Source organism: Thalassolituus hydrocarboniclasticus (assembly GCF_025345565.1).
Classification (GTDB): domain Bacteria; phylum Pseudomonadota; class Gammaproteobacteria; order Pseudomonadales; family Oceanobacteraceae; genus Venatoribacter; species Venatoribacter hydrocarboniclasticus.
Window position 1 is genome coordinate 2,043,809 of the sequence record NZ_CP054475.1, and the last position, 12,016, is coordinate 2,055,824.

Consider the following 12,016-nt stretch of genomic DNA (forward strand, 5'->3'; position numbering starts at 1 on the left):
TAAAAACAGAGCAATAAAAAAGCCGCAACAGCGGCTTTTTTATTGCTCTGAAATGCATCCGGACGCTTACAGGCGGTTCAGACCATTCAGTGCAGCAACCCGGTAGGCTTCAGCCATGGTCGGATAGTTAAAGGTGGTGTTCACAAAATACTTCAGTGAATTGCCTTCGCCTTTCTGACTCATAATTGCCTGACCGATGTGCACAATTTCAGCCGCCTGGTCACCAAAGCAATGAATGCCGAGAATTTCCAGCGTCTGACGATGGAATAATATTTTCAGCATACCAACGCCTTCGGCAGTGATCTGTGCGCGGGCCAGATTTTTGAAGAAGGCCTGCCCTACCTCGTACGGAATTTTTTCTTCCGTCAGCTGACGCTCTGTTTTACCAACCGAGCTGATTTCCGGAATGGTATAGATCCCGGTTGGAACCGAATCAACAAAACGGAAATCTTCCGGTGAAGCAATAATGGCTGCCGCTGCACGCCCCTGATCGTAGGCTGCAGAAGCCAGCGATGGCCAGCCAATAACATCACCCACCGCATAGACGTTAGAAATGGCCGTACGGTATTCATGATCGACATCAATCTGACCGCGACCATTTGGTTTCAGGCCGATATTTTCCAGCCCAAGACCTTTGGTATTACCGCTGCGCCCTGCCGCCCAGAGGAAGGCATCCGCTTTTACTTTTTTGCCAGACGCCATCACCATCGTCACATAGCGCTCATTGCCTTCGACTGAATCGAATTGCTCGTTATGACGGATTAATGCACCTTTATCACGCAGGTGATAACTCAGGGCATCGGAAATTTCATCATCGAGGAAATTCAGCAGGCGATCACCCGGGTGAATTAAGTCTACCTTCACACCCAGACCGGAAAAAATAGAAGCATATTCACAACCAATAACCCCGGCGCCATAAATAATAATGGTGCGCGGCGTATGCTCCAGCTGCAGGATGGTATCTGAGTCGTAAATACGCGGATGGGTAAAATCAATATTGTCCGGACGCCATGGACTGGAACCGGTTGCAATAACAATTTCCTGCGCATGCAAACGGGTATTGCTCATGCTGCCATGGTAAACATCAATGGTATTGGCGTCGGCAAATTTTGCGTTACCGGTGTACACGCTGATGCGGTTGCGGCCGTAAAATTCGGTGCGCAGTTTTACCTGCTTGGCGATAACACGCTCGGCGTTTTTCAATACCCGCGGAAAAGAAAACCAGCGCGGCTCGCCGATTTCACGGAACATTGGATTGGTATTGAACTGAATGATTTGTTTAACCGCATGACGCAACGCTTTTGAAGGAATCGTGCCCCAATGGGTACAATTCCCGCCGACCATGTTTTTATCCTCGACGACCGCCACCTTTTTGCCTTTTTTGGCGGCGTTCATTGCGGCACCTTCCCCGGCGGGGCCTGCACCTATAACAACGACGTCGTAGTGATAATCTGCCATGCCTGTTTACTCCATCATTCCGTCGGATTTCCGCAGCCGAGGGCTGCGGTTAAAGTGTTCAGCAGGCCCAAATACTTCGGGCCTGCCGCAGCCATCATAGACAGCTGTTATTGTAGGTGAAAATACCTATTCCGTATGATTAGCGCTTAGTCGCATCATAAAAATCTGCGCCGGATGACTGCTCAGCAGCCTCTTTGCTTTCTTTTTCGCATTTGTTTTTATCGCCACCGCAAACATCACAGGCGCCATCCATACCGATAGCGCTCATGCCGCCACAGGAGCCACTGATCGGCTTACGACCGACTAAAACACCAATAGCCATTGCCGCAACGATCAGCAGCATAACGGCGAACGCAACCAACATTGTTAACATAATCAGATCCTCGTAAGTCAGTGTTCAGCTGACTGATAATGTGGAAACAGCTGGCGAAAACGACTGGAAGCCAGTTCATAAAAGCCATCATCAGCACGCACAATCATAAAAACAGCCAGTTGCTCCTGCTCGGCCAATTGCATGCCGACATCCGGGCCTGCAACATTTAAAGCGGTTGCCCAGCCATCCGCCATGCCAGCTGATTCATGGACAACGGTTACCGAAGCCAGACGATGGACAATCGGGCGACCGGTAAAAGGATTAATGGTGTGAGAATAGCGCACACCATTTTCTTCGAAATAATTGCGGTAATCACCGGACGTTGCGACCGCCATCTCACCAGGCTCAATCACCAGCTCCACGCCGCGCGCATCGGCCATGTTGCCCGGCCGCTCTACCGCAATGCGCCAGAGGGAACCATCCGGCTTCACACCTGAGGTATGCACCTCGCCTCCCACTTCAACCATAAAGCGTGAGATGCCCTGAGTACGCAAAAGATCCGCCAATTCATCCACGGCCCAACCCTTGGCAATAGCAGACAGATCGATATACAGCGGTTTTTGCAGACGCACTGATGATGTTGCCGTATTCAGCTCGATTGCTTCCGGCCCAGTCTGAGCAAGGGCCGCAGCAATGGCGGCTTCAGAGGGTACTTCATCAGCCGCTGGTGTCGGGCCAAACCCCCAGAGATTTACTAATGGACCAACAGTGATATCAAACAGTCCGCGACTTTTGCTATGAATTTCCGCTGCATCAGTGAGCACTGCAAAGAGATCGGCAGATAATACTGTCCAGCCATCGTCAGTAACAGGCAAGCGCCCCTGATTCAGCTTTGATAATTCAGAGTCCGGATCGTAGGTTGACATGCTGCGGTTGATCTCGGCAAGGCGCTGGTCGATCTGAGACTGGATGCCGGCTGCGGCATTCTGATCCTGGCCGACCCAGAGAATATGATAAGAGGTTCCCATGGTTGGCCCGCTGATACGGATGATGTCATCCGCTGGCTGAGAACAGCCGACCAGTATCAAGAAAAAACAAACAATAAAACTGCGCATGAGACCCCCATTAACTCTGGCCGCAGTATACCCATTGTTGCCACGGCTTGCATGACACCCGAGTGGGAAATACCTTTCTTAGCGACAGCCGCAATCGGCGGCTAATAACAAAACAGAATATGCATAGAAATAATCATTACACAGGATGACTACATAGTTATATTTTCAGCTGTGCAATTGATTTAAAATCCCGGCATTCTTTGGAGAGATTGTTATGCAAGAAGTAATGTCTGATGAGATGCTGGAGCTGATCGCTCAGCGCTTCCGACTGCTGTCGGATCCAATGCGTCTGCGTATCCTGCATCAGCTGCAGGGCGGAGAAAAATCGGTCAGTGAACTGGTTGAAGCGACCGGCGCATCACAACCCAATGTATCCAAGCACCTTTCAACTCTCCGTACCCACGGCCTGGTTCGCCGTCGCCAGGAAGGTAATATGGCTTACTTCAGTATTGGCGCACCGTTCATTTTTGATGTGTGCAACACCGTCTGCGACAGCATGAAAAGTGAATGGGAACAGCGCAACTCCCTGCTTGGTCAGTTCAATAACGCCTAGTGTCACCTGTCAGGCTTTGGCGACATCCGCCAAAGCCTTCCACAGTGCCCGCACACCTTCGCCACTGACTGTCACAAAACCCAGACTCTGCCACTGGCGCAAAATCTGCTGAAACTGCCCGCGACTGATACGGATATCATCCACTGCATGCGCCTGAGTGTTACGCTTTAACAGCTGCGACTTCACCGTTCCGGCCACGACGCCCTCCAGTTGTGCGCGTAAACGATCTTCACTGGCACCGTTTTTCAGCAGCGGCATCACACCCTGCAGCAACTGATCCAGCCGCACCGGCAGCAGCACCTCTTCCTGCGACAGATTACCGCCCTGATAGACCTTGGCAGCAATCTGCAGATTCACCACCTGACGGCTGCGGGCAAGACGCTGACGTGCTGACAATGGCTCCGCCGTCTCTTTTGCAGGCTCAGCGGCGATAGGCATTTCTGCCACCTTCCCCGCTCCGGCAGGCACCCAGCCCGGACCAAGCACCAGCATGGAACTGGACAGCGATGCACGTACGTGCGACATCAGTTCTTCGCGCAGGTGCCACAGTTTGTAGGGTGACTGCTGAGCTACAATGCGGTGAAAACCGGCAAGGCGCCGCTGATCTTCAGTCAGATTTTTTTCCGGCAGAGTATTTTTAATGAACGCCAGAGTTGGCTTATTCAGCGACTTGGCATGAACAAACTCACGATGCAGATAACTGATACCTGTCGGTGCCATCGGACCGTAATCGTCACCCAGCAACAGTATGAACAGGTCTGCGCTTTCAATTTGCGAGCGCACCAGATTCCAGTCGTAAGGGCCGGCATCTTCACGACAGGCAAAGCCGACATTAATCATGCCATGACGGGCAAGCTGCCTTTGTACTTCATAACGTTCCAGATCTAACCCCAAAGAGTTTGAGGCCAGATAGACCAGATAGCGTTTATCTACAGGCATTGAGCTCACCGACAGCGATTCCCTTTGGTTTGGAAAGCAATTTGATTATTACAGGCATTAACTATACCAGTGGCAAAAGACTGAGAACATAGACAAATCCACTGACCGTCAGTACAGAGCCAATTGTTGTCAATGCGATGGCGCTGGCCGTCAGTTCCGCATCCGACCCCATACTTCTGGCCATCACAAACGCCGCAGCGGCTGTTGGGCTGGCAAACATCAGACAGATAACACCCAGCTCAACGCCACGAAAGCCACAGAGCCATGCAGCGGCCGCAATAATAACAGGCAAGACCAGCAATTTAAGTGTAACGATATGCAACACAGCAACGCCACCGCGGCGCAATGCCGTCAGGCTCAGTGATCCACCCACTCCGATCAATGCCAGAGGCAATGTCATCGCGGCCAGAGAATTTCCCACCCGCACGGCAACCTCAGGCAGCGGCCACCGCATCAGGCTGAAAGGCACAGCCAGTACAATGGCGATAATCAGCGGGTTGGACAATACCAGACGCAGCTGAGCCAGCCAGCGAACCTGATGCTGCCGGGAAAGAAAAAAGACAGCCAGCAGATTGTATACCGGGGTAATTACCGCCAGCAGCAAAGCGCCCAGCACACCGCCCTCTTCGCCATAGGCATTCATGCAGAGCGCCAGACCGATAATGCCGAGATTGCTGCGAAACGATGCCTGAATAAACGCCCCGCGCTGCAGCGCAGGCAGCATCAGCATCCCCGCCCACAAAGCGGACAGCAGCGCTGCCAGCAGTGCCGCCGACAGAATAAAACCAATCAGGGGTAAATGCTGACCGGTACCGCTGTCCGAGCGGGCAATAGCCATAAACATCAGAACCGGCAGGGTAATATTGAAAACCAGCCTCGACGATGTGGCGATAAATGCATCATCTATCACGTTGCGCCGCCGCAGCAGCAACCCAAGCAAAACAAGGATAAAGACAGGGAGAGTTGTTTCCAGCGTAAACAGCAACGACTGCCAGTACATATCAATTCCGGTGAACATCAAAAAAGGTCTGATATCTGCGGCTCATGCAGGCAATCAGCGAGCGGAGCGCCACCTTACGCTTTACACGAAAAAAGTAAATCCACATTACAACCCCTCACGGACTGCGCTAAAATGGCCGGCTACGCACCTCGCAGCATAATTCCGATGACCCGCATTAAGAAAACCCGCTCCCTGAAGCGCATCCACAAAGTAAAAACCGGCAGCATTTCCAAACTGAAGCGCGAAGCTGGTGCTGACCGTCAGAACACCAAACGTCTGAAAGGCCGTAAAACGCTGTCCGTGTTTGAAAAATATCTGCTGGAAAATCCGGAAGCTAAAGAAGCGCTGACCCAGCCAGCGGCTGCCGAGCGACCTGCCACCAAAGGCGCCGATAAGAAAGAAGACAGCAAAGCCAAAGGCAAGCGCGACGACACTCCCGCGACAGAAAACCAGGAAGAACGCAGCGAGCGCAGTAAAACACTGCTTGAACAGCTCGACAGCAAAGATTTTGACAATTTTTACTGATGCCAGCCTGGGAAACCACCGGGCTGACACTGTCCTGTCATCCGCCCGTACCTGATCATATCGCCCTGCCCTGGGATGCTGCAGATGACTACCTGCTGACCCGGGTTGAGCCACTCGACACCCTGACGATCAATGACCGACATGGCGCACTGAGCTGTGCACTGGCCGCTCGCGGAATGGACAATATCAACTGGCACGACAGCGCCTGCGCCTGCGAAGCGACCCGCCGCAATCACCACAACAATCAGCTGCCACTGACAGGCGATCGACTGATTCTGGATAAAGACCAGATCCCGTCGACCGTTCGTCAGGTCCTGATCAAACTGCCGAAAAACCTTGAACAGCTGAAATACTGGCTGCAGTGCTGTCGTGAACGCCTGCCAGCGGACACCCGCTACCTGCTGGCAGGGATGGTTAAGCACATGCCGGTCAGTTGGCTTAACTGGCTGGAACAGGAAGCCGTAACCTACCGTCAGGAAAGAGTCGTCAGGAAGGCGCGCCTGCTTGAACTGACTTTTACACCTGCCGTAAAGGAAACCAACATCTGGCGCGGCTACCAGACCGCTACCGGCCTGACACTGTCCGGCCTGCCCGGCGTGTTTTCCCGTCAACAGCATGATATTGGCAGCCGGGTTTTGTTGCAGCACACCGATCTGCCCTTTGCCGGGCGCCTGTGCGACCTTGGCTGCGGCAATGGCTTGCTGGGCCTGACACTGAAACAGGCGCATCCGGAACTCAACGTTATTCTCACCGATGATTCCTGGCTGGCGGTGTGCTCCGCCCGCCACAATGCTATTCAGAATAAACTGGATGCATCCCTGAATCATGGCGACATTCTGGACGGAGTCGAAGGCCAGCTGGACTGGGTTGTCTGCAACCCACCATTCCACGATGGCCACAAGCAACTCACCAATATTGCTGAGCGCATGTTTGAGCAAAGCGCAGCGGCTCTGGTCTCAGGCGGCCATTTACTGGTGATAGCCAATCGCCACCTGCCTTATGCCGGCAAGTTGCGCAATGAATTCAGCAAGGTTGAGATTTTGTCGTCCGACAGCCGCTTCTCGGTCTACCTCTGCCAGAAACGCTGATCCCGCGCATGCAGCAACCGTTGATCAGCCTGCAGGCCGAAAGCGAAGAAAAGCGCAGTCGTTTTATCAGCCTGCTTATCCCTGCGACCAGTGAAGAATCTGTACGCAACCTGCTGGCGACCGAGTGGAAAACGCACCCAAAGGCCAGCCATATATGCTGGGCCTTCCGTCTGCAACCAGACAGCTCCGGCAGCGAAAGCCTGCAGGTACAGGAAGGATACAGCGATGATGGCGAACCTGCAGGCACTGCTGGCATGCCCATCCTGAAGCAATTACGGCACAAAAACCTGACCAACTGTGCTCTGCTGGTTATCCGTTATTACGGCGGCATAAAGCTGGGAACAGGGGGATTGCAGCGGGCCTACAGCCACAGCACTCAGGACGTTCTGCAACAATTAAACAGCACCAACTGCGAACCGATAATAAATCACCAGCGCCTTAATATTTTTTGTGATTTTGCTATGGAGGCCCATATCCGATATCTGATCGGGCGTTATGACGGTATGGTGATAAACAGCCAATATGACTCGCAGGGAGTAACAATAACAGCGGAGATAAAAGAAGAAGACGGTCGCCTCAGGCAGGACATCCTTGTCCAGGCAGGTGTATATATCAAAGAATAATTCAGGCCATACGACTTTTACGCGCCGAACGGGCCTCGTCGATATCAAATACCGGATTAGGGGTTAAATGCTCAGATATCAGGCGATAAGCATTTTGTTCAAGCTCACCAAAACGCACTGTCACCACACATAAGGTCTGAGACGCACGGCGTACCGAATAAACACTGCCGTTTCCCCGGATAGAACAATCGCCGGAATGACTGCGGAGCGTCAGCTCAAGCTCGAGACTTTTATAACGCCCTGCCTCGTCACGCAAACGATCCATTTCGCACAATTGCAATTCACACTGAAAACCCAGCGGGGTAATTTCAATAAGGTCGCCACGTACTAATATGTCGTCCTTTTCTTTTAGTAATACGATTGCCATGCCCAAACACCCGTCACCTGTACACAAAACAGACAATAGCCCATATGTTTTTTTATGCCAAGCCCATAAAAAAGTAATCACGTAATAGCGTGTAATGATTTGCACGCATGCGGATACGATCTGTGAGCTGACGCCAAACTAATAACGATATATCTCTGTTATTAGTCCCGTTTTATACAATATTCGCAATCATCAGATAAAATATGTGAACCATCTCTCATTTAACCCCTGCGGCGTTAAATATCACGACGACACCACCCGGTAGCCAGATTGCGCCAAATACATCTCTCCGGCTTACCGGAACGCACAACCCGGTCCGCAAACTGCAAATACCTCCGTCGGACAACAGCAATCCGGATTGGTTCAATTGCCACTTACCTCAAACCGCAGCCGGAGCTACAATCCCCGGCCAAACCTTTTAACCTGACATAACAATAATGAAAAAGCTCTCTTACCTGCTGCTTGTCCCTGCCATCCTGACTCTCTTATCAGCCTGCTCCAGTAAATTGCATATCCCAACCTACGCTGATGCGCCAGCCACTGCACCGGCCAGCATGCAACATCCGCTGAGCATTCAATATCTGGGGGTTGGCGGCCACCTGATCAAATACGATGGCGTCACTCTGCTGACAGCACCTTCTTTTACCAATCCGCACTTTATGCGTGTCGGCCCTTTTATGCCGATCAGTACCGACAAAGAGCGGGTCGACCAATACCTGCCGGATGTGTCCGATGCCGAAATGATTCTGGTGGGTCATGCCCATTATGATCACCTGATGGACGTGCCTTACATCATGAACCAGTACGCCACCAAGGCCGACGTCTATGGTTCCCGTACTATGGCCAATACGCTGATGCCTGCGGTACCTGCCGAGCGGATTCATGTGATGAACGATCTTATGGGCAATATCAGCAAACCCGGCGAATGGGTATACAGCCACAGCGGCCGTATCCGCATCATGGCGCTGGAGTCCTTCCACGCCCCGCATTTTATGGGTATGAAATTTATGCAGGGCACCTATGATGAACCCCAAAAATCCCTGCCGTGGCACGCCTTTGGCTGGAAAGAAGGCCAGACACTGGCTTTCCTGATCGATTTCCTGGATCAGAACAAACAGCCCGCTTACCGTATTTTCTATCAGGATTCAGCCAGCCAGGAGCCACAGGGTCTGGTACCGGAGCTGGATGATCAGAAAGGCATCGACATCGCGATTCTTTGCCCGGCCTCATTCTCTCAGGTTGATAACTACCCTGAGTCCATCGTGAAAAACACTCAGGCCAAACATTTTATTCTGGGCCACTGGGAAGACTTTTTTGCCAACGACCTCAGCAGCGAACAACGCTTTGTACGCAATACCAATCAGGATGAATTTATCGAGCGGTTAAATGCCGTCCTGCCTTCTGGCAGCGACTGGACTTTGCCAGCCTTATTCAGCATTAAATACTTTGCCCCCGAAGGAGCATCTGCACAGTGACCACCACTCCGATTCAGCGCGCCAGCCTGTGCGCCGCCATTGCCAGCATCAACCTGCCACATATCCATTTCTGGTGTGAGCAGCAAGCCGTCGACCCGGAGGCCTATCGCAAGCTGTTGAGCAAAGTGCTGTCCTACCTGCGCGGCGAGCTGAAATCGGAAGCCAACCTGCTGCGTTTTCACGAGGCCTTTTCCGAGTGGCGCCTGGAGCAGAGCGAAGAAGACTCCCTTTCTTACCGCATCATGGAAGCAAGTTGCGCCGCCCTGTACAGCGCCACCGAAACCCTGTTCGACGCCGAATGCGACGACCTTGAGCTGTTGCGCCAGAGCCTGAACGCTATTTATGATGAAATGGACGAACTGGGCGCCGAAACCGCTGACCTGCGTGAATACTGGCAAAGCCTGCAGTCAGAATGGCGCGACATTGTTACCGAAAGCAGCCGCATTCCGCTGCCGAAAGCCTACTTTTTATGGCTGAAAGAAGCGGATGTCAGCCTGTTTGGCTTGGCTGATTAAAGCAGGATGATGGCCGCGGGCTTTCAGGATACACTGCCCTGAAGCCCGCGCATTAATGATCAAGGAACTGTTATGAAAAAGATCCCTGCAGCCCTCAAGACCCTGACCCTCAGTCTGACGCTGCTTGCCAGTGCAATGAGTTATGCCTCGCCAGCCTCCATGGAAAATCTGCGTCTGCGTGATCAGCACGACACCCCTATTAAGATGTCTGCCAACGTGCGTTTTGTCATTTTTTCCCATGACATGCCGGGCAAAGATCTGGTCAAGGGTATGCTGAGCAAAGCCGGGGAAGACTTTCTGACGGAGCATCATGCACTGTTTGTCGCCGATGTCAGCGGCATGCCGCGCATTATTGCACGCATGTTTGCCTATCCGGCCATGCGTAAGGCACCCTATCAGATTCTGATCGATGAAGTTGGCAGCCGCACCGGTGACTGGGAACGTCGCGACTCCGCCGTTACCCTGTTCCGCCTGCAGGAATTTACCGTAACCGGTTACGAGTTTATCGACACCGCTGAAGCCCTGCAGGCTGCCATCAGTCGCGCCGACGCTACGGCACCGGCCGACGAATAGATCCAGCGCAAGATTCAGACAGCTTTTGCCCTGCCCGGGCTGCGGAGCCTTCTGCCAGCCTGATATAATGCCCGGATTTTCTATCCGGGCATTTGTTTTTATGACACCTGAATTACTTTCCCCCGCCGGCACCGTACGTAACATGGAATACGCCTTTGCCTATGGCGCCGATGCCGTTTACGCCGGCCAGCCGCGTTACAGCCTGCGCGTGCGCAACAACGATTTCACCCTCGATAATCTGGCCTATGGCATCGGCCGGGCTCACGAACTGGGTAAACAGTTTTACGTCGCCAGCAACATCGCGCCGCACAACAGTAAAATCGACACTTATATGCGTGATATTGAGCCGGTGATTGGCATGAATCCGGATGCACTGATCATGTCCGATCCGGGCCTGATCATGATGGTCAAAGACCGCTGGCCGGATCAGGTGGTTCATCTGTCGGTACAGGCCAACGTGGTGAACTACGCCTCGGTTGAATTCTGGCGCCGCCAGGGCGTAAGCCGCATCATTCTGTCGCGCGAGCTGTCGCTGGAAGAAATTGCTGAAATCCGCCAGCGCTGCCCGGAAATGGAAATTGAAGTGTTCGTCCACGGCGCATTGTGCATTGCTTATTCCGGTCGCTGCCTGCTGTCTGGCTACATGAACCACCGTGATCCGAATCAGGGCACCTGCACCAACGCCTGCCGCTGGAAGTACGATGCTCACGAAGCGCAGGAAACCCTGTCCGGTGATGTTATTCCGGCCGGCGTTAACGAATTCGACCCGACACTGGGGATTGGTCAGCCATCTGATAAGATTTTTCTGCTGCAGGAAGGCAACCGCGATAACGAATACATGCCAGCCTTCGAAGACGAGCACGGCACCTACATCATGAACTCCAAGGATCTGCGCGCCATCCAGCATATCGAAAAGCTGGTGGAGCTGGGTGTGCACTCGCTCAAAATTGAAGGCCGCACCAAGTCACACTACTACGTAGCGCGCACCGCCCAGGCCTATCGCAAAGCCATCGACGATGCCGTTGCCGGCCGCCGTTTCGACAAGAACCTGATGGATACTCTGGAAAATATGTCCAACCGTGGTTACACCGAGGGCTTCTTCCGTCGCCATGTACATGACGAATACCAGAACTACGAGCGTGGCAGCTCACTCAGCACCCGTCAGCAATTCGTAGCTGAAGTGATTGCCAGCGACGATAAAGAACTGACGCTTGACGTTAAAAACCGTTTCGAAAGTGGCGACTCAATGGAACTGATGACCCCCGCCGGCAACATCAGCTTTACCCTGAACAGCATTCTCGACCGCAATAACAAGCCGCGCGATGATGCCCCCGGCTCTGGTTTTGTTGTCAAAATCCCGCGCCCTCAGGGTGTGCAGAACACCGATCTGGATAAAGCATTGCTGATCCGCAACCTGCCGGAACTAACAGCCTGATTAGCGGCCAGAAGCAGCAGGGCTTCTCTGTTGGAGA

Annotated in this window: 14 protein-coding genes; 8 read left to right on the plus strand and 6 right to left on the minus strand. The window is 52.9% G+C overall.

The window, feature by feature from the left end; genetic code table 11:
- Positions 1-66 precede the first annotated feature (66 nt).
- The 3 genes from sthA to HUF19_RS08985 form a co-directional block, all read right to left on the minus strand.
- A complete protein-coding gene (gene sthA / locus HUF19_RS08975) occupies positions 67-1,458 on the minus strand; it encodes a Si-specific NAD(P)(+) transhydrogenase (RefSeq protein WP_260996349.1) in 1,392 nt (463 codons plus the stop codon).
- Between the two features lie 139 nt (positions 1,459-1,597).
- The gene (gene nqrM, locus HUF19_RS08980; protein WP_145468610.1) at positions 1,598-1,831 is read right to left on the minus strand and encodes a (Na+)-NQR maturation NqrM; all 234 of its coding nucleotides are present in this window, start codon (positions 1,829-1,831) and stop codon (positions 1,598-1,600) included.
- A 17-nt stretch (positions 1,832-1,848) separates the two neighbouring features.
- The gene (locus tag HUF19_RS08985; protein WP_260996350.1) at positions 1,849-2,886 is read right to left on the minus strand and encodes an FAD:protein FMN transferase; all 1,038 of its coding nucleotides are present in this window, start codon (positions 2,884-2,886) and stop codon (positions 1,849-1,851) included.
- Positions 2,887-3,100: 214 nt separating this feature from the next.
- Between HUF19_RS08985 and HUF19_RS08990 the strand changes: the two genes are divergently transcribed.
- Positions 3,101-3,439 carry an ArsR/SmtB family transcription factor gene (locus tag HUF19_RS08990; RefSeq protein ID WP_145468606.1) on the plus strand — a complete coding sequence of 113 codons (339 nt, stop codon included), beginning with the start codon at positions 3,101-3,103 and terminating at the stop codon, positions 3,437-3,439.
- 9 nt (positions 3,440-3,448) lie between these two features.
- Here HUF19_RS08990 and HUF19_RS08995 read toward each other — a convergent pair whose 3' ends face one another.
- Both HUF19_RS08995 and HUF19_RS09000 read right to left on the minus strand, forming a co-directional pair.
- The gene (locus HUF19_RS08995; RefSeq protein WP_260996351.1) at positions 3,449-4,378 is read right to left on the minus strand and encodes a DUF4062 domain-containing protein; all 930 of its coding nucleotides are present in this window, start codon (positions 4,376-4,378) and stop codon (positions 3,449-3,451) included.
- 61 nt (positions 4,379-4,439) lie between these two features.
- The gene (locus tag HUF19_RS09000; RefSeq protein ID WP_260996352.1) at positions 4,440-5,378 is read right to left on the minus strand and encodes an AEC family transporter; all 939 of its coding nucleotides are present in this window, start codon (positions 5,376-5,378) and stop codon (positions 4,440-4,442) included.
- Between the two features lie 165 nt (positions 5,379-5,543).
- Here HUF19_RS09000 and HUF19_RS09005 point away from each other — a divergent pair, with 165 nt between their 5' ends.
- From HUF19_RS09005 to HUF19_RS09015, 3 genes are read left to right on the plus strand one after another with little or no spacing between them, the layout of a single operon-like run.
- The gene (locus HUF19_RS09005) at positions 5,544-5,903 is read left to right on the plus strand and encodes a hypothetical protein (RefSeq protein ID WP_260996353.1); all 360 of its coding nucleotides are present in this window, start codon (positions 5,544-5,546) and stop codon (positions 5,901-5,903) included.
- Positions 5,903-6,991 (plus strand): class I SAM-dependent methyltransferase, encoded by a 1,089-nt coding sequence (locus tag HUF19_RS09010; protein ID WP_260996354.1) that lies wholly within the window; start codon positions 5,903-5,905, stop codon positions 6,989-6,991. Before HUF19_RS09005 ends, HUF19_RS09010 begins: the two co-directional genes overlap by 1 nt.
- A gap of 8 nt (positions 6,992-6,999) precedes the next feature.
- On the plus strand, positions 7,000-7,614 hold the full coding sequence (locus tag HUF19_RS09015; RefSeq protein WP_260996355.1) for an IMPACT family protein: 615 nt from the start codon (positions 7,000-7,002) through the stop codon (positions 7,612-7,614).
- A 1-nt stretch (position 7,615) separates the two neighbouring features.
- Here the strand turns inward: HUF19_RS09015 and HUF19_RS09020 are convergent, their stop codons facing one another.
- Positions 7,616-7,981 carry a hypothetical protein gene (locus tag HUF19_RS09020; protein ID WP_260996356.1) on the minus strand — a complete coding sequence of 122 codons (366 nt, stop codon included), beginning with the start codon at positions 7,979-7,981 and terminating at the stop codon, positions 7,616-7,618.
- Between the two features lie 437 nt (positions 7,982-8,418).
- On the opposite strand from HUF19_RS09020, the gene HUF19_RS09025 reads away from it, so the two are divergent.
- The 4 genes from HUF19_RS09025 to trhP all read left to right on the plus strand — a co-directional run bounded on the left by HUF19_RS09025 (position 8,419) and on the right by trhP (position 11,979).
- Complete coding sequence (locus tag HUF19_RS09025) at positions 8,419-9,456, plus strand: MBL fold metallo-hydrolase (RefSeq protein ID WP_260996357.1); 1,038 nt, start codon at positions 8,419-8,421, stop codon at positions 9,454-9,456.
- Positions 9,453-9,971 carry a hypothetical protein gene (locus tag HUF19_RS09030; RefSeq protein WP_260996358.1) on the plus strand — a complete coding sequence of 173 codons (519 nt, stop codon included), beginning with the start codon at positions 9,453-9,455 and terminating at the stop codon, positions 9,969-9,971. The genes HUF19_RS09025 and HUF19_RS09030 overlap by 4 nt, the downstream gene beginning before the upstream one ends.
- A 72-nt stretch (positions 9,972-10,043) precedes the next feature.
- Complete coding sequence (locus HUF19_RS09035) at positions 10,044-10,544, plus strand: hypothetical protein (protein WP_260996359.1); 501 nt, start codon at positions 10,044-10,046, stop codon at positions 10,542-10,544.
- Between the two features lie 100 nt (positions 10,545-10,644).
- The gene (gene trhP, locus HUF19_RS09040) at positions 10,645-11,979 is read left to right on the plus strand and encodes a prephenate-dependent tRNA uridine(34) hydroxylase TrhP (RefSeq protein WP_260996360.1); all 1,335 of its coding nucleotides are present in this window, start codon (positions 10,645-10,647) and stop codon (positions 11,977-11,979) included.
- The last annotated feature ends 37 nt before the right edge of the window (positions 11,980-12,016 follow it).